15 protein-coding genes and 2 pseudogenes are annotated in these 19,467 nt (G+C 39.7%); 5 read left to right on the plus strand and 12 right to left on the minus strand.

Going from position 1 to position 19,467, the window contains the following annotated elements; genetic code table 11:
* Positions 1-161: 161 nt before the first annotated feature.
* The 6 genes from AAIH57_RS05615 to AAIH57_RS05640 all read right to left on the minus strand — a co-directional run bounded on the left by AAIH57_RS05615 (position 162) and on the right by AAIH57_RS05640 (position 6,119).
* Positions 162-1,064, minus strand: a complete 903-nt coding sequence (locus AAIH57_RS05615; RefSeq protein WP_430020863.1) for an AraC family transcriptional regulator — start codon at positions 1,062-1,064, stop codon at positions 162-164.
* A 232-nt stretch (positions 1,065-1,296) separates the two neighbouring features.
* Positions 1,297-2,271 (minus strand): phosphotransferase enzyme family protein, encoded by a 975-nt coding sequence (locus tag AAIH57_RS05620; protein ID WP_430020865.1) that lies wholly within the window; start codon positions 2,269-2,271, stop codon positions 1,297-1,299.
* A gap of 539 nt (positions 2,272-2,810) precedes the next feature.
* On the minus strand, positions 2,811-2,990 hold the full coding sequence (locus AAIH57_RS05625; RefSeq protein WP_430020866.1) for a hypothetical protein: 180 nt from the start codon (positions 2,988-2,990) through the stop codon (positions 2,811-2,813).
* A 133-nt stretch (positions 2,991-3,123) separates the two neighbouring features.
* Positions 3,124-3,603 (minus strand): hypothetical protein, encoded by a 480-nt coding sequence (locus tag AAIH57_RS05630; RefSeq protein ID WP_430020868.1) that lies wholly within the window; start codon positions 3,601-3,603, stop codon positions 3,124-3,126.
* Between the two features lie 679 nt (positions 3,604-4,282).
* Positions 4,283-5,197, minus strand: coding sequence for a phosphotransferase (locus AAIH57_RS05635; RefSeq protein WP_430020870.1), 915 nt, complete (start codon positions 5,195-5,197; stop codon positions 4,283-4,285).
* 271 nt (positions 5,198-5,468) lie between these two features.
* Positions 5,469-6,119 carry a TetR/AcrR family transcriptional regulator gene (locus AAIH57_RS05640; protein WP_127537185.1) on the minus strand — a complete coding sequence of 217 codons (651 nt, stop codon included), beginning with the start codon at positions 6,117-6,119 and terminating at the stop codon, positions 5,469-5,471.
* 161 nt (positions 6,120-6,280) lie between these two features.
* On the opposite strand from AAIH57_RS05640, the gene AAIH57_RS05645 reads away from it, so the two are divergent.
* Positions 6,281-7,102 (plus strand): oxidoreductase, encoded by an 822-nt coding sequence (locus AAIH57_RS05645; protein ID WP_430020872.1) that lies wholly within the window; start codon positions 6,281-6,283, stop codon positions 7,100-7,102.
* Positions 7,103-7,520: 418 nt separating this feature from the next.
* On the opposite strand, the gene AAIH57_RS05650 is transcribed toward AAIH57_RS05645, so the two are convergent.
* Positions 7,521-7,991, minus strand: coding sequence for a GNAT family N-acetyltransferase (locus tag AAIH57_RS05650; protein WP_430020874.1), 471 nt, complete (start codon positions 7,989-7,991; stop codon positions 7,521-7,523).
* Between the two features lie 85 nt (positions 7,992-8,076).
* Positions 8,077-8,658, minus strand: a complete 582-nt coding sequence (locus AAIH57_RS05655; RefSeq protein ID WP_430020876.1) for a hypothetical protein — start codon at positions 8,656-8,658, stop codon at positions 8,077-8,079.
* Between the two features lie 1,112 nt (positions 8,659-9,770).
* On the opposite strand from AAIH57_RS05655, the gene AAIH57_RS05660 reads away from it, so the two are divergent.
* The gene (locus AAIH57_RS05660; protein ID WP_430020878.1) at positions 9,771-10,856 is read left to right on the plus strand and encodes a DUF3626 domain-containing protein; all 1,086 of its coding nucleotides are present in this window, start codon (positions 9,771-9,773) and stop codon (positions 10,854-10,856) included.
* Between the two features lie 166 nt (positions 10,857-11,022).
* On the opposite strand, the gene AAIH57_RS05665 is transcribed toward AAIH57_RS05660, so the two are convergent.
* On the minus strand, positions 11,023-11,508 hold the full coding sequence (locus tag AAIH57_RS05665) for a hypothetical protein (RefSeq protein WP_175398579.1): 486 nt from the start codon (positions 11,506-11,508) through the stop codon (positions 11,023-11,025).
* Positions 11,509-12,011: 503 nt separating this feature from the next.
* On the minus strand, positions 12,012-13,598 hold the full coding sequence (locus tag AAIH57_RS05670; RefSeq protein WP_175398580.1) for a glycoside hydrolase family 32 protein: 1,587 nt from the start codon (positions 13,596-13,598) through the stop codon (positions 12,012-12,014).
* Positions 13,599-14,020: 422 nt separating this feature from the next.
* Between AAIH57_RS05670 and AAIH57_RS05675 the strand changes: the two are divergent.
* A pseudogene (locus AAIH57_RS05675) lies at positions 14,021-14,108 on the plus strand (IS200/IS605 family transposase); the annotation flags it as partial.
* Positions 14,109-14,412: 304 nt separating this feature from the next.
* On the opposite strand, the pseudogene AAIH57_RS05680 reads toward AAIH57_RS05675, so the two are convergent.
* Positions 14,413-14,657 (minus strand): annotated as a pseudogene (locus AAIH57_RS05680) (acetyltransferase); the annotation flags it as partial.
* 1,242 nt (positions 14,658-15,899) lie between these two features.
* Complete coding sequence (locus AAIH57_RS05685; protein WP_430020880.1) at positions 15,900-16,661, minus strand: YheC/YheD family protein; 762 nt, start codon at positions 16,659-16,661, stop codon at positions 15,900-15,902.
* A gap of 197 nt (positions 16,662-16,858) precedes the next feature.
* Here AAIH57_RS05685 and AAIH57_RS05690 point away from each other — a divergent pair, with 197 nt between their 5' ends.
* The gene (locus AAIH57_RS05690) at positions 16,859-17,674 is read left to right on the plus strand and encodes a DUF6492 family protein (RefSeq protein ID WP_430020882.1); all 816 of its coding nucleotides are present in this window, start codon (positions 16,859-16,861) and stop codon (positions 17,672-17,674) included.
* A gap of 11 nt (positions 17,675-17,685) precedes the next feature.
* Complete coding sequence (locus tag AAIH57_RS05695; RefSeq protein ID WP_430020884.1) at positions 17,686-19,065, plus strand: sugar phosphate nucleotidyltransferase; 1,380 nt, start codon at positions 17,686-17,688, stop codon at positions 19,063-19,065.
* Positions 19,066-19,467: the final 402 nt, after the last annotated feature.

The following is a 19,467-nucleotide window of genomic DNA, read 5'->3' on the forward strand; positions in this document are numbered from 1 at the left end:
GAACCGTGGCTATTCAAAACCACAATTCACCAGAATATATTACTTGGATTTGTAGGTTAGTCGTAGAGAGTGAAGATAATTCAACGTTCATCGCGCTGTCTGTAACGGGAAGTTAAAGGGCCATCCTTTGTGGGGATGACCCTTTATTAATCTAGATTTGTTCAGTTGTCATCTTCGTTAACGCCTACATTTCGCTCGTGTAAGAGCGTTATTTTTTTCTTCACCGGTATCCAGATTTCTCCTGAAACATTTCCATGCCGTGCCATTCCATAATACATTTCGAAACTAGGGCCCTCAACCTGTTCGTATTCAGATGTCGGAAACCACTCAGAATAGATTCGTTCCCATAGTTTTTGCATATCACATTGCGGCTCCGGGAAAATCGCCCACGTTAATGTTGGGACAGAAAGTTTTGTAAATCTCTCCGGAATTTCAAGACCCTTAGGTAAATGATAACAGACCATGTATTTGAAAGATTCTTTAGTGTGATCGTAAAGGGCGGCGTGTAACATGGTGTCATCAAAACGTCCCAGTAAGTCGTTCATAAGATCAACGCTGCCATCATCATCACATTTTATACGGAATTGAGGAACTTCAGAAAACGCTGTTTTCTGGTCTTCATTTATAAATCCATATACTCCAAACATCTCAAAAGAGCCTCTTTGCTCAATACGGTAATTCATTTCGATATCCCCTTTTATTGAAATATGAAAGGACATTCGAGGATAGGCTTTTAGAGAAACGCCTGTATCGCGCGCAGATATCGGCATAATACCATGAAGATTCTTAAAGGCCCGTGCAAACGCCTCCGGCGAATCATATCCATATTTCATAGCAACATCAATAACCTTTGAGTCTGTTGTCTGCAGTTCGAATGCAGCCAATGTCAACCGACGACGTCGAATGTACTCCGATAACGATACGCCAGTAATAAATGGAAACATTCTTTGAAAGTGATAGGTAGGGCAACAGGCTCTCTGTGCTATTTCATCAAATGAAATAGTGTTCGTTAGATTTGTTTCGATATATTCCATGGCATTATTCATCCTGTCCAACCAATCCATCGTATTCCCTCCCTTCAAGGTAATTTTATTGGAAATAAAAAATGAATACCTTGCAATTTCTGCACGAAAAAGTCAGCAAAAAAAACTTGCCCTTATTTATGATACGGCTCCACGCAATGTATCTAAGCACAAAATACAATTTGACCATAATGTCTACATAAGTATACATAGTGAAAACCACTCCTGACAATGGAGTGGTTTCTTTGAATAGAACTACTCTTTTAGTTGCCCGTTAGTTTAATAAAAAATTTTCTCCTTTGAGATATTTCCTAAAATAGTTTTGAATAACTAATGGGAAATTTTCCGCTAAGGATTGTTGTTCATTTGAATTTAGAGAATGGAATGCGAAAGTCCTAATTATTGACCAAATAAAAAATGCTTCTAATAACTCCAAATAATTCTCTTGTAGTTGATTTACTTTGCTATACGATGAAATAAATACTTTCCTATTCTCAGATGAAAGATGCATAAATGTTTCAGCCATATCAAATAAATAAAAGCCATAGCCACAATTCGAAAAATCTATAGGTCTAGGAGTATCCTCATAAAAAACATAGTTACTCTCATGAAGGTCAGAATGAATAATTCCCCAGTTACTCGGCAAACGTTTATGATTTTGTATCACATTTGCTATTTTATGTGCTGACTCTTCCACATGAACAAACACTTCGCTTGAGATAAGCTCTAAATTTACTAACTGTTTTAATTGATGAAGTGATGAATATAAATGATCAGAATTGTATATTGGTCTATTAAAGGCTTCAGGTGCATTCCACTGCATAGAATGTTTATGTAGAGCCGCCATTAAGAGAGCCAAATTTTCAGTTTCATTACTTGTTGGCTCTCTTTTCAGCACGCTTCCTTTAATCCAATGATGAATAGTCACCATGATTGTATTTTCGCTAAGATCAGTTGATATTTCTGTTACCAGATCACCTTGAAGATTTCTGACAGGGGCAGGTACGACGAGATTTGTATCTTTAACCAAAGCTTCAAGCCAAATAAGCTCTGATGCGATATTCCCTTTTGATTGAATGGAAATCGTTGCGATATGGATTTTGATAAGAAACTTCTGATTATCATCGTTGGTCTGAACTTGAAATGTAACATTATCACTCTTTCCGAGATACACAAGTTTTTCCCAAACGATTGGATATTGACGTAAAGCTTCTTTCGCTACCTTCGCATAATCTTCTTCAGAAAGCATAGTATCCACTCCAGTTAATGTGATTTTAACTTCACAATTTTACCAAGTAACCTTTATTTTATGGTGATAAAAGTCGATTATAGCTAAACTTTACTGCTCCGGTAGTCGAATAAAGCCGCCGGTCCTGTAGATCGGCGGCCTCCTTTGGTTTTATGGAACTATTGATTCCCGTTAGTTGAATGATTAACTACGAATATTTAAAAGAACTCCGAAAACCCTTAAGTGTAGTGGGTTTTCGGAGTTTTTCATAGTGCCAATCAATTCGATCAATCGCCGGCGGCTTGCTCGCCGTGTCGTGAAGACGTAGGTCATTCCATTCGGTGAATTGACAAACGTTAACGGCGTCACATTGGAAGCTCCGAATGAAAACTTGCTGTTAGACACAAGGCAGTGAACCGTATCTTATTTTCAAATTCGTTGCGCTAACCTGCCCGTTAGCTTAACAAAAGCAGCCGATCACGATGATCAGTTGCCTTCTAGGTATTAATGAGCTATAGTTTCCCGTTAGCTTAATGAGTAATTTCACTTTTTTAATTGATTCATCTTTTTACCGCGGTGTAAAAGGATATAACACTGGCTAAGTATAAAAGAGCATATGCTATGGCAGCATAATATGTAAGTTCAGCTTCAATATCGGAGCTTGTAAGAAGAATAATAACGGAAAAGCCAACAACAAAAACTACAGTACCTAACAGAACATTTCTAATTCCTTCTTTCACATACTCATCTCCCAGGAATTTTTGAAAGCTATTTTAGCGGTTATAATTTTTCCTTTCCTTTGGCTATTCTCGATTGTGATCTAGCCCTTTCCCAAAACAAGTCTTTTGAGGTAAATCCATATTGTTCAATGTTTCAAAAAATTCGGATTTGAATATCCAGTGTTTTAATAGTGAGTATATATCCATTTATCGTGTTAGCAATCATTTCAATTTCAGATAAATTGTATGAAGTTATATCCATTTTCGAAATGATCACTTGCTTACCAAGCACTTTTGATAAAGAATAGGTAATTTGTTTCTTTACATCGTCATTTAAACTTTCAAACTGGAGTACCAGGTTTTCAAGGTCATCCTTACTACCTTTCATCAAACTGTGGGATTGGATAGCACTATGCTTTGGAGATGAAGACTTGATAGCATAAATCTCAATGATGTCATCCATTTTAAAGTTACAGTGTATACCTTCTTCTGTTTCAACAAATAGGTAGCCCTCATTTAGTTCTCTAGAAACACCACGGAAAAATTCTTCTTGATTATTAACCTTAAATACTACAGAACGTTGTTCTTTAACTGTCATCCCAATAAATTGTCTCTTATTCATCATATCATGCAATGTGTTCCCCTCCCTTTTAGAGATAAAGTATTCTATGTGCGGTGTGTTATTCCCTTGTCATTCAACTAACCTGCCCGTTAGTTAAATGAAAAGTCGTCCTAATGGGGACTAACGGCAACTTTATGCTTCCAATTTCGACTCATAGCAAACTTATGCTTACCAATACATTTAAATTATAACGAAACACCAAATTTCTAAGCATTTTCTGACATACTTATGGGTAAATATCTGATCCTGGGTTAAGTCTCAACATTGAGACTTAACCCATACGTTTGCCATTTGGCAAGCTTATGCTTCCAATGCACCCATCTACATACACTTTCCTTTTTCGCCTAGAAGAAGTGTGAAATTTGCCCGTTTCAGGTTCGTTATGAATGAAAAATCACTAGAAATATCGGTTGCGGGAAGTAACACCTCAAAATGTACAATTTGAGTTAGGAACTTTAAACTGTAGTTTATATGAAATCATTAAAGCCAAAGAAGCCAACCACTATTACGATTGACTTCACATGAATTTATTGAGCTATCGTTTCCCGTTAGCGCAATGACTTACTCTGTTGAATTTCGTGTTCCTCAACATAAAGCGGCATCAGAGAAGGCGGATCGTACCTTATCGCGTCCATTAAACGACAAAATGGTGCCGATAGCCTAGCCCCATAGCCGCAACGAAATAATGAGCCTAATCCGACAGTGCCCGCATGATGTTGGATTTCGCCTCTACCGCAATCGCTACATTCCCGTCATCGACCGCTTGCATTAAGATCAGTATGGGGATGTATACCGCCATCAGCCGCGCCAGCAGCTTCGTTTCCTCGTCCGCTCCTCCGTACGTTTCGAAAAACACGCCGCGAGCGTAAGGTGGTAAAAAGCTATAAGCAACGCTCAAATCGCAAGCCGGATGTCCTACGCTCAGATCGCCCCAATCAATGATGCCGGAAACGATCCCGTTCTCATTCACAAGCATATTTTTGAAATGAAGATCGCCATGAAGCAGTGCATTCACCGCCTCGACACGGTCCTTTTGCAGCCTGCTCATATACGCTTCGATCACACCTGACTCCTCCGGCGACAAGTGTTCAACCACCTTCGATAGAAAGCCCTCCAATTTCACTTTGCGCGATGCTATGTCCGTCAAGTTTCGATGATCTTGCTGAACTCCGCACTTCAGCGCCGCCTGCACCGGAAACTCATGCAATCTCCGCAAAAATTTCGCCAACGTCTCTGCCGATAAAGCCCGGCGTTCTTCCGTCAAACCGATTGGGAAATCTCCTGGCACGAAGGCATAGCCAAGAAATGGTGCTGGGTATTCGTCACTTGCTTCGCCATAAAACAACGGTTTCGGATAGGGGATGGTCATATATGCCTCCAGCTTCGGCAGCAGCTTCCCTTCCATACGAATCGAGCCAACTGCAATCGTTCTTCTTGGAAACCGGAACACGTACTCGTCACCGATGAGAAAAACCGTATTGTCCCAGCCCCAGCCCAATCGCTTTACTTGCTTCGATGACAGCCGAGGGAATTGTCTGCCGATCAGCGTCCGCGCCTGCTCTTCGTTAACCTCCCACTCCGCATCCCATACATTCGTTCCTCCCATGAATTGTCTGCCTCCTCGTTACTTACGTTATTTAGATGTTTACATTCCCTGGAAGTTACGCATAACTACCCGTTAGTTGTACAAAAGCAGCCGATTACGTTGATCAGCTGCTTTCTTTGTTTTATAACGCTATCGTTTCCCGTTAGCATAATCGACCTTCTTCGATTTACCACAGTATGTGATACGATTTAGTTTAAGGGGACAGTCGGCATTAATACATAAAGCACCCGTAGAATCCTAAAATGTTTGAGGTATTGAAGGATGAATATGCTCAATGCAATTTGCTGTTCAAATAACTTGCCGTAAAGGTAACAAATTCGGAAAAATCATCAACAAAATTTATAGCTTCATAATTCATTCCGGATTGTTCCATGGCTAGTTTTTGGATAGGCGTCGGCGATGTATAAGGGAATAGTCCAATCACATAATTGGATTGCAACTGAATGAATTTATCAATGGTTTTGACGTCCCATGCAGGAAAAATGATTTTAATGACGTTGTTTACCTCAATCATAGTGATAAGATATTGCTTTTTGAAATCTACAAGTCTGTCGAGAGAAACATTTCTCTCAATCATGGTAAAAAGCATAGAAACAAGCTTTAAAAACCGTGGATGCCGATACAAAACTTCTGCCCACTGGCGTGAAAAATTTGAAATATCATGAGTCATATCAGAGTCAAAAGTATGTCTGATGTCACGCATCCAATCCTTAATCTCATCCAGCGCTACCAGAAGATATATCTCTTCTTTGGAAGAGATATATTTATATAAATTCCCACGTGTAAAGGTCGTTTCATTAGCAATTTTAGCTAGGTCAATTTTATGAAATTCCTCTGTATCAAAAAGCTTGATCGCCGCACTTTTTATCTGTTCTATCCTGATCTTTCGCTGTTCATCATTTCTTACCCGGTTAAATTCCATCACTTAGAGCCTCCTTCGAAAAAAATTATAGCATATAAACCTTGCGCATCCCTATTTAGCAATTTATAATAACCAGTAAGTAACGTGACGTCACGTTACTTACTGGTTATTATGGTCTACATTCGGTTTATCGATTACCAATCATCCAGGAGGCGAGTGCGATGAATAGGAATGAACAAAAGGTCGTTTTGGTCACAGGAGCATCGGCAGGTATAGGTAAAGCCACAGTAGAGTTACTATTACAAGAAGGATATATAGTGTATGGAGCCGCCCGACGAATAGAGCAAATGAAGGACATTGAATCCAAAGGCGCGCGGATTATAGCAATGGATGTAACCGATGAAACCTCCATGAGTAATGGTGTATATCGTATCATTCGGGAGCAGGGAAGAATTGACGTTTTATTCAATAATGCGGGATACGGCGCCTATGGCGCAGTTGAGGATGTACCACTGGAGGAAGCAAGACGACAATTTGAAGTGAATCTTTTTGGATTAAGTCGTCTGACACAATTGGTTCTTCCTTATATGAGAAGACAAAAATCAGGGAAGATTATCAACACTTCGTCTGCAGGCGGCAAAGTTTATACGTTACTTGGTGCCTGGTATCATGCTGCAAAACATGCTCTGGAAGGATTCTCTGATTGCCTGCGCGTGGAAGTCAAGCCATTTGGAATTGATGTCATTATCATTGAGCCGGGGGCTACTGATAGTGAATGGGCAGAGGTTGTATTTGAACATGTGCAGACAACATCAGGGAGTACGGCATACAGTATCATGGCCGATGCTTTTATAAAAGCTTTAAAAAAACCCGGTGCTGTTTATCCTCCTACTCGGATTGCACACTTGGTTTCAAAGGCGATCCGATCCAAAAAACCGAAAACAAGATACGTAGCGGGCAACGCCAGACCGGTTATACTCGTAAGAAGAATCTTGTCGGATAGAATGTTTGATCGTATTCTTTACCGAGCGTTTAACATATGATCGCTTGACGCTAATCATCACGCTCTTTATTAAGTGACTTTTATAAACTGACCTACACATTAATATCTATTCTCATGTACCTTCTCGCATTTCCTTAGCACGCAAAAAATTAGGTGTAGTATGGAGCGAGACCAATCACTCTTCTCGATGTAAATACAGGCATTTCTAAAAACTTGCTTCCAACCGGTAAACTGCTCCTTGCTATTGAATTAACGTTTCCCGTTAGTTGAATCTTATCTCTTCCTATTTGGTTCTTAATGAGATATAACTCACATTTGTTCATATTGGGAGTACTTAAACGTAATGAGTAGGATTTCATCTTCTACATTGAAATGCTTTGTTAAACTTCCTTGTTGATTTTCATAAAAAAGTTAACCGCCCACTGAAAGGCGGTTAACTTAATCCAATAGCTATTCATCTATAAATGCTTTTCATAAAATACCATTGTCATTTTGTCGTTAATTACTTTTGTTGCACCCGTTTTTTTATAGCCAATCTTTTCATACAAATAACAGTTTCCTTTCTCTTGTGAGATGGTACCCAATCTCCATGACTTTGCATCATCATATATCTGCTCAACCATTGTAAAGACTTTTTGAGCAATTCCTTTTCCTTGATGTTCTGGCAGTATAAAAATTGGGCTAACACTATAGATTTGATTATCTTTTTTCACGACTCTAATTCCCCCAACAGCAACCTCAAGATGATGAATTATGAAATATTCAGTATAAGATTGATTGATTTGAGTAATAATTCTTTCTACGGTTTCATTGGCGGGGCTTGTTTCAAAATCCTGATATTTTTCCAACAAGGGCATAAATGCCTTGACTTTCATTTCATGAATAGTCACAGCATCTTTTAAATCTGCTTTACATAATGAAACCTCCATTAAATATACACCTCCTATTGAGACGCTTGTTAACAATACGACACATCATTTTGGTAGCATACCGCTAGGCAAAAGAACCCCAAGATTATTGATTTCCCCCAACACGAAACACTCCAATCATGTTTTCACCATCCATATCATACAGCGGAATATTGCGTCCTTCTGCTGCTCTACTGTTCTGCTGTCTTATGGCTTCCTCAGGTGTACTGGGTTGCTCACCATCCAGGTCCTTTTTCAGTACATATCCTTCTGTACCATCCACACCTATAGCCTCAATTAGTTCAGGTTCTGTTTCTGGAGAAGCAGCCTCCACGGCAGAACCGAAAGTTTGTCCGTTACGGTTTTTAGGAAAATACGTTTTCTTAGCACCAACAAAAATAGAACCAATGATGGTTTTCCCATCAACTTCAAAAAGCGGGACAATCTGTGTGCTTTCACTAAGATAATCTGTTTTCATGACATATCCAGCAATGTCGTCTACACTTCCTGCATAGATTAAGTCAGGTAGTATTTCAACTGAACTGGCATCTTTAATCGTACCGAATGTCTGTCCATGTTCATTTTCAGGATAGTTGATAGGCGTTATGTAACTTGAATTAATCATATTTTTAGCATTTGTATTTTGGGATACCGTCAGACCTATTGAACCACTAATAATAAAAACCACGAAACCCGATATTTTCGGCGCCCTCAGAGTACTTTTTTATAATGTTCACTCCTCATCCTTTATTGGCTTTTTACTCTATAGCCACACTTCCGTGCTCTTAACATTCTAAACGTTACCAATCCATGGAGAGTTACGGTAATCTAATCGTTAATTAAACAAAAGCGACAATCCTTTTGGCCTTGAAAACATCGAACGTCAGCAGGATTCATTTTATCAGGCGCCTCTATTCAGTCCAATTAACACTCGTTCCGAACTGTAAGGTTTACAGAAACAAATTTTTTAAATACATACCACAGTAAAGAAGGAAATGCATCCAAGGATTTAGAGAATTTGATCGGAAGAAAGCTAGAAAGCTTCCCTCTATATTGGTCAACCTTTTTCGATTAACAGCATCATTAGCTTTCAACTAACCTGCCCGGTAGCTGAATGAGGTCACAGTCTAATATAATTTTTCCGTTCGCTACTATCCTAAAAGGTATAACTTAATATCTTTTATATGTCTGCTGAGTACAGCTCTTTAGAGACAGACTCCAACCATATTTATAAAGCATATAGTAATTTTTTTACTATTGTTGTAAAGAAAGAGGCATAGTATGCAGACAGACTACTATCTTTGATACATTTTCTAAGAATCGGTTTTTACAAAGTAATTGGCGTAATGAAGAATCTGTTTTGTATCAGCAGTGACATCATCTAAATTATCAACGGTTTCCTTTTCGGAAAGGGAGGTGTCCTTCTTGGCTACCTTATTAAAAGTACCAAAAGGATTAATTATAGTGTCGAGACTTTCTTGACCTCTCTGCCTGTGTTTTGAATCATACTTCTGGAATTTTCGGTTCTTTCGCTTACTTAATTGCGTAGAGGAATTAATCTTCTGGTTGGATGACTTTAACTATTTTTTTCTTGTTCTATGATCTTACCATAAAAGACTAATATCCTATTGATTACCCTGCCCCCGTTAGCGTAGCGAAGGCAGCCGATTTTAGTCGTCTGCTGCCTTCGGGTCATCATTAAACTATAGTTTCCCGTTAGCATAATAACTCTATCTGCAAGTTTCCCTTACTACCCACCATGTATTATAATTCTATAAAAAGGGAAGGGATCTTCTGCCCATGGAATTATCGAGGTCTCAGCAATTAGCTCAAGAGTATGTAACAAATTATGCAAGAAGCCGCAAAAATGAGGCAGAGCAAACCATTAGGGAAATCCTTCGTATGTCGAACATCGAGCTGAAGACATTTGAAGATGCTGTCCATAAACTAAAATCTCATGCAAGTATTGCGCTACACTTTCACCCAGATCGATTAGATCCGACCATGAAAAGCGTTGCTGAAGGACTACTTGAGCAGGGAATTTACAAAAGTCAGTTTGAGACTTTCCTATCGAATGGAAGTGTATCAGCATTTTCAGGTGGTGAACGTGACGTTTGGGAGAATAAAATGTTTGGCGGAGCGTACCAATTAAATGGCTCAACCAATAGCGAACGGCCCAAGTATGGGGCACTTCATGTCATGTTACATCCCGATGGGCCTGCCCCACGTTTTGGATCATGTTATTTCCTTTTATCCCCCAAGGTCTCTCATCGTTGCACTTATACTTATTTGGATTCTCACCAAGACCCCAAGGAAAAAGGGACGTATGAGGAATTTGACCTCATTTTGGCTGCTCTGATAAGGGATGCGTTCCATAGTGATTTTGCCATTGGTGAAAGAGATCTGACGGTTCGGAAGTTAATCGACCATATGCTAGTTAATCTTGAGAAACCATTCCAAAATCCATCAAACAAAGAGCCCAACCGAAATCTTAACCACTATATCGAAGCTCAGATTCATGGTGACATTTTTCTTAAAGAAGACGTAACGTTGCTTGTTGCAGATCCTTCATTTAAGGGCACCCATACAGGACGAATCTTAGAGCAGATATGTTTAAAGTATTCAGTTGATCTTTACTGGCACATGGGCTTTACACTTTCCGTTAATGAGGTCCCGATAAATTTTAGAGGTCCTTCCATGCCCTCACTAGCCAAAAGAATTGCGCAAAGAAATTTTATTGATGCAAATATAATTGGCTCTGCAGCTATGGACTTGAAACGAAATCCAAGGAATTGGAGAGATAGAGGAACCTACAAAGAAGTTCTGCAAGAATTAAAATTACTCTGGCATGTTTTAGTGAGATATGGGAAGCCGATGGAAAAGTGAAAAGTGAACAATTTTCTGTGGAGATGGCGCAATTCTGTACCCTTCCCCTTCGGTAAGCTAATCTGCCCGTTAGCTGAACAAAAGCAGCCGATCACGATGATCGACTGCTTTTCTTGTTGTTATTGAACTAACGTTCCACCGTTAGTTTAATGTCGAACCCCTGAATTTAAATTTTTTGAATTGCCATTTCTATTTGTTTATTAAATTTCGCATTCTTCGAATTGTCTACGGTTTCATTATGCCAATACAGAATAAGAACATTTTTATATTCATAGATGTTTGGTATTTGCATATCATACTTTTCCTTTTGATGATTGAAATCATTTAGACCTTCTCTTCGAGCTGTCTCTGAATTAAAAATGTACACTGAAATGTACTCTTTATAAACTTCTTTTACAGTTGGTCGAGACACAGAAAACCTGTTTGCGTGAACGTTATTTAATATCCAATCATTATTCAGTTCTTTTATAAACATTTCAATTCCCTCAGTCTTTAAAGCGGCTGTCACTTTATCCAAAGTAAGATTGTTTTCGTTTTCAATCACAAGTTTCTCTTTATTATTCACATTCACTGGCTCATTTCCCGTTTGATTAGAAAAGCAGCCAGGTAGAATGAAGCAAATGACTATCAGTGTAATCATCATTTTTTTCATAATAATCCCCCTTTTCATCAGTTATCGACGTTCGGAAATGGAGGAAGGTTGCTAAGATATTATGCTATCCTGCCCGTTAGTTTAATTAAACAGATAAGAATTAAAATCGACATTGGTACCATGTTTCAGCAATGGAACTGAGTTCTGTGGCTTTTATCTAGCCACATGAGTTCCATCATCCAACTGTTTATATACCTACCTAATCCGAAATGACACAATGTTTTTGTCCTTTTCGGCAATGGTACAAAGTTCTTGTCCATTTCAGCAATGGTACAATGTTCTTATCGCGCGACATCGGAGGACAAAAATATTGTTCCATTGTTCATTGTTGATGTTAATTTGCTCTCTTCACTCTTTTTATAAAAAAAGAACCGCTAGTCTCATCTCATTAGAATTAGCGGTTAAGAATTCAATTTTTTTCACAAATGCTTCAACTGATTTTTGAAGTATCTTATATTCATTATTTTGGACACCTATGGGTGCCGAAAACTGGGATGTAACCATTAAAATGTAGCATTTCCCCAGATGCTTACCAGATCATTGATTTGAAGTGAAACAATCTTTAGCTCTCCGCCAAGAGTATAGAGTTCTAACCCTCTACTTTCCAAGTCCGGGAAAATCATGTCTGAGATGATTGCTTTTCCTTTATTGCCGAAGACCTCGACACTAGCCCAATCAACATAAATACTCAATTGTATTCGTTCATGCTCTGGCTTCATAGGGGCCTTGTGTTTTGCAGCAAAGTCAGGATGGAAATCAATGTCATTCGACTTTGTCCGATCGATAAACAACTCCTCTTTCAAGATATTATATCCGATGATCGTCTCCTGATTGGCAGACATTCTCACCTTAAACCCAACTTCTATTGCAGTACCGATTTCAAATTCAGCAATAATTTCTGCCTTTTCAGTAGAAATATCAGATAAGATGTTGCTACCTGGCTTAATCGTTAAGTCTTGCAGAGACATAATCGGTTTTCTGAGTTGACTTAGCTCACTTACAGGTACTTGAATTAAGCGAATTCCTTCCGGATATGTCTTAAGCTGAATCTCTCGGGGGATTGACATTTGGCCACGCCATTCCTTTGAAGGAAGAGCGGTGGCATAACGCCAGTTGTTCAACCAGCCGACCCAAATCTTCCGTCCGTCTTCTTTCGGAATGCCATTCCATGTCACGGCGGCGTAAAAGTCAGATCCGTAATCTATCCATCTGATAGCATCTAAAGATTCCAACGTATCATCTAGTGTGAATGACCTACCATCAAAGTTCCCTATGAAATACATCATACCGGAACCGCCAGCTGGTGGTTCTGGATCCTTTGGATTCACACCATTTCTATCCCCAACGCTTAGTATCAGAATCCACTTAGTAATATCAGGTTCCTCATCTACTTGGATTTGTAATAAGTCAGGACACTCAAATACTCCTCGGTGAATACCAGCAATGTCTGAACCGAATTCGCTTGCAAAAGACCATTCCTTAAGATTTGGTGAGATGTAAAATTCGATACGGTCTCTCACAGCAAGAGCCATTACCCACATTGAGGATTCATCATGCCAGAATACCTTCGGATCACGGAAATCTAGCGTTTTCATTGGGAATAAAACAGGGTTACCTTTATATTTTGTCCAAGTTCGGCCTTTATCTCTGCTATAAGCAATGCTTTGCACCTGTGGTTTTCCATACTGTGCACTGTTGCTATTATTAGTATAAATTGCAACCAATCCAGATCCATTCTCGTTAAAAAATCCGCTTGTATTGTTATTATCCACCACCGCGCTTCCCGAGAAGATCGCTCCATCTTCCCCAGGAAGAATCGCCGGAGGAAGTTCCTCCCAATGTACTAAATCATTGCTTACCGCATGCCCCCAATGCATGTTGTCAAAATCAGGTTCAGTATCATGAGGCGTATGTTGGTAGAAAAGGTGATATTCTCCTTCATAGTAAACCATACCGTTAGGATCATTCATCCAATTTTTCTTAGGTGAATAATGTAATTGGGGCCTGAATCTGTTTTTGAAAAATATATTCTCAGATTCTTTACTACTACTCATTTCTCCTGATAAATGTAATTCTTTGATGTTACTCACTCTCCTTTAATTCGATTTAAAATCTTAATTAGAAGTAAGCAACTAGCTTGACAACTATATTGGAAGATAATTGCTTAGAGGAGCTAACTCAACTCCTATTAACAAAATAATCCAATGAAGTGCATTTGTCAAAATATATTATCTTATTTGCACATATTTTTTTGTTATTTCTGCACATAAATTTTACATTTGAACATTTTTATTGTTGAAATAAGCGAAGTAAAGAGCTTTTCATTAAGTTTTTTCAGTCTTACTTCTGTATCGGAAAACTAATTTGTTTACAAATGCACATTAATGATGTCGTTGAAAGACGCTGAATTAAATTAGTGGGGCGAGCAAATTTGAATAAAATTACAATTACTGCTTGTTTTACTTCCCTGCTATAAGACGTGACTGTAGACAGAGAGAATAGTCAGGTTAACTATAATCGTGAACAAGAAGCGTACGACCAAGCCATAGACAAACTGAGTGTAAAAGAAAGAGTACGAAGATCCGTTCAGGGAGAATTGAAGAAAAAAAAGTAAACCAGTTTAACTGTTGAGGGGAAGTAACAAATAACACTGAGCTGAACATACGTTTTCAGGCTCGTGATAGGTGTGCAGGTTATAAAAATAATTACTTCTCAGCATATCTTGAGACTGTAGCTCTGCTTAATAAAGAACACATCCAAAGGAGACATTGTTGGAATAATAGCGTCCATTTAAATTTTATACCGCCAATAAATCTTCCCTAAAATAGAGAGCTAACTCATTAGATGTTCTTAGTCTTTCAAATATGCATCACATCTCTTACACCATCAAAGCAAAACCGATATTCAATTTTGCTCGATTTGTTTAATTACTCTCGCTGGGTTGCCACCAACTACCATGTTGTCTGGAACGTCCTTAGTTACAACTGCTCCGGAAGCAACTACGACATTATTACCAATCGTCACACCTGGATTGATATAGCTCTACCACCAACCCATACACTATTACTGATGTTTACTGGCTTTCCATATTCGGGTCCTTTATTTCTTTCCATTGGATTCAGCGGATGTGTAGCAGTGTATATATGGATTGTTTGAAGTGATGTACTCACTGTTTAGATTTACATCTAATCGTCAATCGGACTATGTTCTTGTCCCTCGACATTTATCGAACGGCTTCTTTCACATGTGATTCACTGTATCTTCACGGATTGACTTAAAACCTTATAGAGACAAGTGATTGTCCTCCACTTCTCCAGACAAATTAAATATCATTTGATACAATGCAGCATACGAATCTTTGTAGTGCATTCTAATTGTGGTAACTACATGATTTATCTTTTAGTTCATATTGATACCATGTCTTACCTATTTTAACACCTTGATTGGATACACCATATCAGTAAAAAAGCAGATGTCTCTGTTCTGATTAAATTGATTATTATCAGGTAATTCCTCATAGGACCAAAAATCAATCGCCCCACACTGTGCACCATTTGATTTTTCTAGAAATGATTTGTACTGAGTTAGATGAAGAGAATTGAACTCATACTAGAGTTCACATATCATTGAACTCGCCAATTATTATTCCATTTGTATCCTCTTTCAAGCTTATCTTTAACCTGTTAATTATATCTTCTAAAATATCGTTCATCTTAAGTAGCACTCCATATGTACATCTAATTTACAGACGATGAATTTTTCTGAATTATATCACGAGGAAAGGAAATTGTTGTATTACTTAAAGGCAACTTACACATTACAAGACGGATCTTCTATTTTCAAACTAACCTGCCCGTTAGCCATCCATGCCCCTCTCGGGGCACCACAGCGTAATGAAAATTTTGATGCTGCGTTTTAGACTATTCTTACGGCTGGTGAGGAAGGTCGTTAAGCTGTGGTGTCGCGAACCCATCCGTTAGTCTGACTACAACGGCCATGGTGCACCACGGTATGACGCTCCTTCTTGGAAGCATCGTGGGCTAGCCTAGTTCATGGGCAGAATGAAAGTGCCGGAAAACGAGAATCCTCGAAAACGCGCAAAGGCAACAAATATCTCTGAGCGGCACAGATTGAAGTCGCCCACTCCATACATCCTAAGAAGCACAGTTTTTAAAAACCACTAAAGCTGGGCTTAGTTTCATGCTGCCATTTCTGGATTTCTGCTAAGAGTAATTTTCGGGAAAGATTCACTTTTTTTGCATAATTCTTTGACGACAAGACGGCTGCCAAGTAAGGGTATCTCTCTAAAAGAACAGCTCGGTCCCTGCATAGATTACAGAATAAGAACGGACTGCGGGGGGGGTGGTATTGTTATGCTTAAAAGAGAAACGTTATTTTGTTTTTTTAGCAGCATGGCGGAAATATTTTATCACCCTTCGATACATTGTCTTGTCCTTTAATTGGTTGAAAATATAAGGGTCCGGTTTGACGTTCACCTCAATAATCCAGGGTTTCAAACTCCGGTCCAGCCCAATATCAACGCCGATTTGCTTAAGGTACGGGTATTTTTTCTTCATGTGGCGTGCAATACGTAATCCAAGCTCATTCATCTCCTGGATGAGTTCATTTCTGCGTTTCAGGGATGCATGAGATTCCAGCAGTCTGTGAACATCCATTGGTTTACCACCGCTGTGATAATTGGTCACAATTTTTTTCGGATGACCGAGTCGGCCGATGATTCCCGTAGCCTCCCACTGATTGTCGGGACTTAACTGTATCATGACTCTGATATCAAAACGCCTCTTGTTGTGCTTAAGCAGATTGATTCCTCTCTGAATGAGATAGCTTCTTTTATGCACCAGACGTACAAGACTTGAATGGAACGAGTCAAAGTTATCAAACGACAGTCGTTTTTGTTCAATCTGATAGGCAAAATTCTGATGACTCAGCATCTCTGCCTTTATGACACCCATTCCGTAAGTGCCAATCTCGGGTTTAATATAAACCATACCGTATCTGCTGATCATGGACCACAGGTTGGCTTTGTTATATCGCTGCGTATCAGGTATAAATGGTTTGATAGAACCATTATTGAGGATCACTTTTGTTTTCAACCATTTGCTTCTTAACGGCTTCAATTTATCAACCCCCATATAACACTTCTCCCTTCAACAAATGAATCAAATCCTGATGTTTCATCAAGATCATGCATTATATGTAATACCGATAAAACAACCCTAAACAAATGCCCTTGTTCGTAAAAATGGTATATTCGCACATGCCCTGACCAAACCAATTTTGCACACATATCATGAACGAGATGTAACCATTTGTCCAAGGAGTTGAGACGATGCCAGTTCAGCATGGAGTACAGTTAAATCGTGCGCCTATGATCGATGTTCTTATACCTGCGATCGAAAAAGATTTGAGCACCCTTCCTCAAGTTATCGATAGTATTCGCCTTTATGTCCGGCATCCGATTGGACAGATTTATATTGTTTCCCCGACCAGCAACAAAATCAGAAACCTTTGTTCCCGCAAACACTGCATTTTTGTTAACGAGCGGTCAGTCCTGCCTATCACCAAAAACGATATACACTATCAATCATCCCGCTGGGACCGCTCAGGCTGGTTATACCAACAACTGCTTAAAATGAACGGGGATCACATTGTGAGAGCGAAGCACTTTCTGGTGATGGATGCGGATACGGTGCTCATTAAACCTCATTCATTTATTGTTGAAAATAAGACGGTATTTTACTGTCGCGACTGGAGTCAGCCAGAATATTTCAACACCTACCGCAAGCTGTTAAACATGAAAGCGCCGCGCCCACGCTCTTTTGTCACCCATTATATGCTGTTCGAAAAATCGAAACTCTCTGCTTTGAAAAAGAAAATCGAAACGATCCATCAGCTGCCATGGTACAAAGCGATTATCTCAAATATCAATAAGAAGAAGCAGTTTGGGTTCTCTGAGTATGAAACCTATGCCAATTTTATGTATTCGAAAAACCCGGCCAGCATGACCCTAAAGAGTTCCATGAATAAAAGTCTGAACATGAACGCTTCTTCGTTAAAAGAACAACAAATTCGCAATTTTGCACTTAAATACCGGTCTCTTTCCTTTCACAAACGTAAAATTTATAGTAAAACTCCCCGAACTTAAGGAGGAAGCCAATGCATATCGTACTGCTAAGTGGCGGCGCAGGCAAAAGGCTTTGGCCGCTGTCCAATGAGCTTCGCTCCAAGCTGTTCGTGGATATACTTCCGTCACCTGCAGGCGGAAGAGAATCCATGATCAGCAGAGTATGCCGCCAGCTTGACAGCTCAGGCCTACTGGACTCAACGCTCATCATTTCACATCAGGACCAGACCGACATTACAGCCCGTCATACCAAAGGCAAGATACCTGTCATTGGAGAACCATTTAAGCGTGGTACTTTTACTGCAGCTGCCTTGGCGACCTTGTATCTGCAATCCTCTGGAGCGGCTGAACCTGACGATATGATTTGTATCGCGCCAGCGGATGTGTTCGCAGATGAGGACTTTTTCAGGAGCTTCAAATTACTTCCGGATATATTGAAACAGACTCATGCTGATATCACTTTAATTGGGACAAGGCCCACATACGCTTCAGAACAATATGGATACATCCTGCCAGGAAGAAAAGAACCTAATGGTTATGCACCAGTTATACAATTCATAGAGAAACCTGTATTGGATGTCGCTGAAACCCTGCTACAGCATGGCGCATTGTGGAATTGCGGGGTGTATGCCTTCTCTCTTGCGTTTATGTTGTCCCATATTGAAAAAAATGGCCTTCCGGTTCATTACGAACAATTGTTAACCCTGTATGAACAGTTGCCTGAACGCAGTTTTGACAAACAAGTTGCTGAACAATCGCAACGGGCTGTTGTACTGCCATATGAGGGTGTATGGCAGGATATCGGGAGCTGGGATGCTCTGTGTAATCAGTTGGATTCCAATGTATTGGGACACGGCAGAATATCCGAATCCTCCCCGGATTCCTACATCGTTAACGAGCTCCCCTACCCGATCCACGTCATCGGAGTCCCAGGTATTATCACTGTCGCAAGTCCGGATGGAATTCTCATAGCCAACAAAAAAGATTCAAACGAAATTAAAGAGCAATTGGGCAGTATTCCACTGCAACCGATGTACGTCGAGGCAACTTGGGGCAGCTATCGCATCATGGAGAGATCGGTAGGAGACGAAAATACAACCGTAACCACATTGAATATGACGCTTTTGCCTGGCAAACATATCGGATTACGCCAGCATCGATTAGGGTGCCGAGCATGGACTGTAATTTCAGGCAGTGGGCAGGTGCTTATTAACGGGCAGATCAGGCAGGTGACCACAGGCAATCAGTTTGCGATTACCTTGAATAGCCTCTTTTCTATTCTAGCCGAAACCAGGATGGTAATTCTTGAGGTCCAGCTTGGCGTACCGGAGAATGAGGACAGCATGCCTTATGAAGCAGAGGATTGGAAGGTAATGATTGATCGTGCAGGATCTTATAAATCACCGGATTAATGCACGGAGATTACTTTAAGGCCTTGAAAAAGATCGACAACCAGTTGTAGAATCGTTATTCCCCAGTTAATTTCCTCTCGCATAGGCGTCCGATTCTTACCGGTATCAATGAACGGATGTAGCGGAAATACGTTCCACATGAGCGACGGGCTGTTAAATTCAACTATCCTGCCCGCTAGTTCAATGAATTAAAGGCAAGATGACGATTAGATATACGCCTATCCGGCAATAGGAACATGTTCTTGTCCCTCGACATTAACTCCCCAGCTTTCTAGAAGTCTCTCTTGTTGCAACTGCCAGTTGATTAAACAAAAACAGCAGATCACATTGATCTGCTGCTTTCTTGTTCTGATTGTGCTGTCGTTGTCGGACATATACTTAACTAATTACATTACTTTATCA

This window comes from Paenibacillus sp. MABNR03 (assembly GCF_050455445.1).
Lineage (GTDB): Bacteria > Bacillota > Bacilli > Paenibacillales > Paenibacillaceae > Paenibacillus > Paenibacillus xylanilyticus.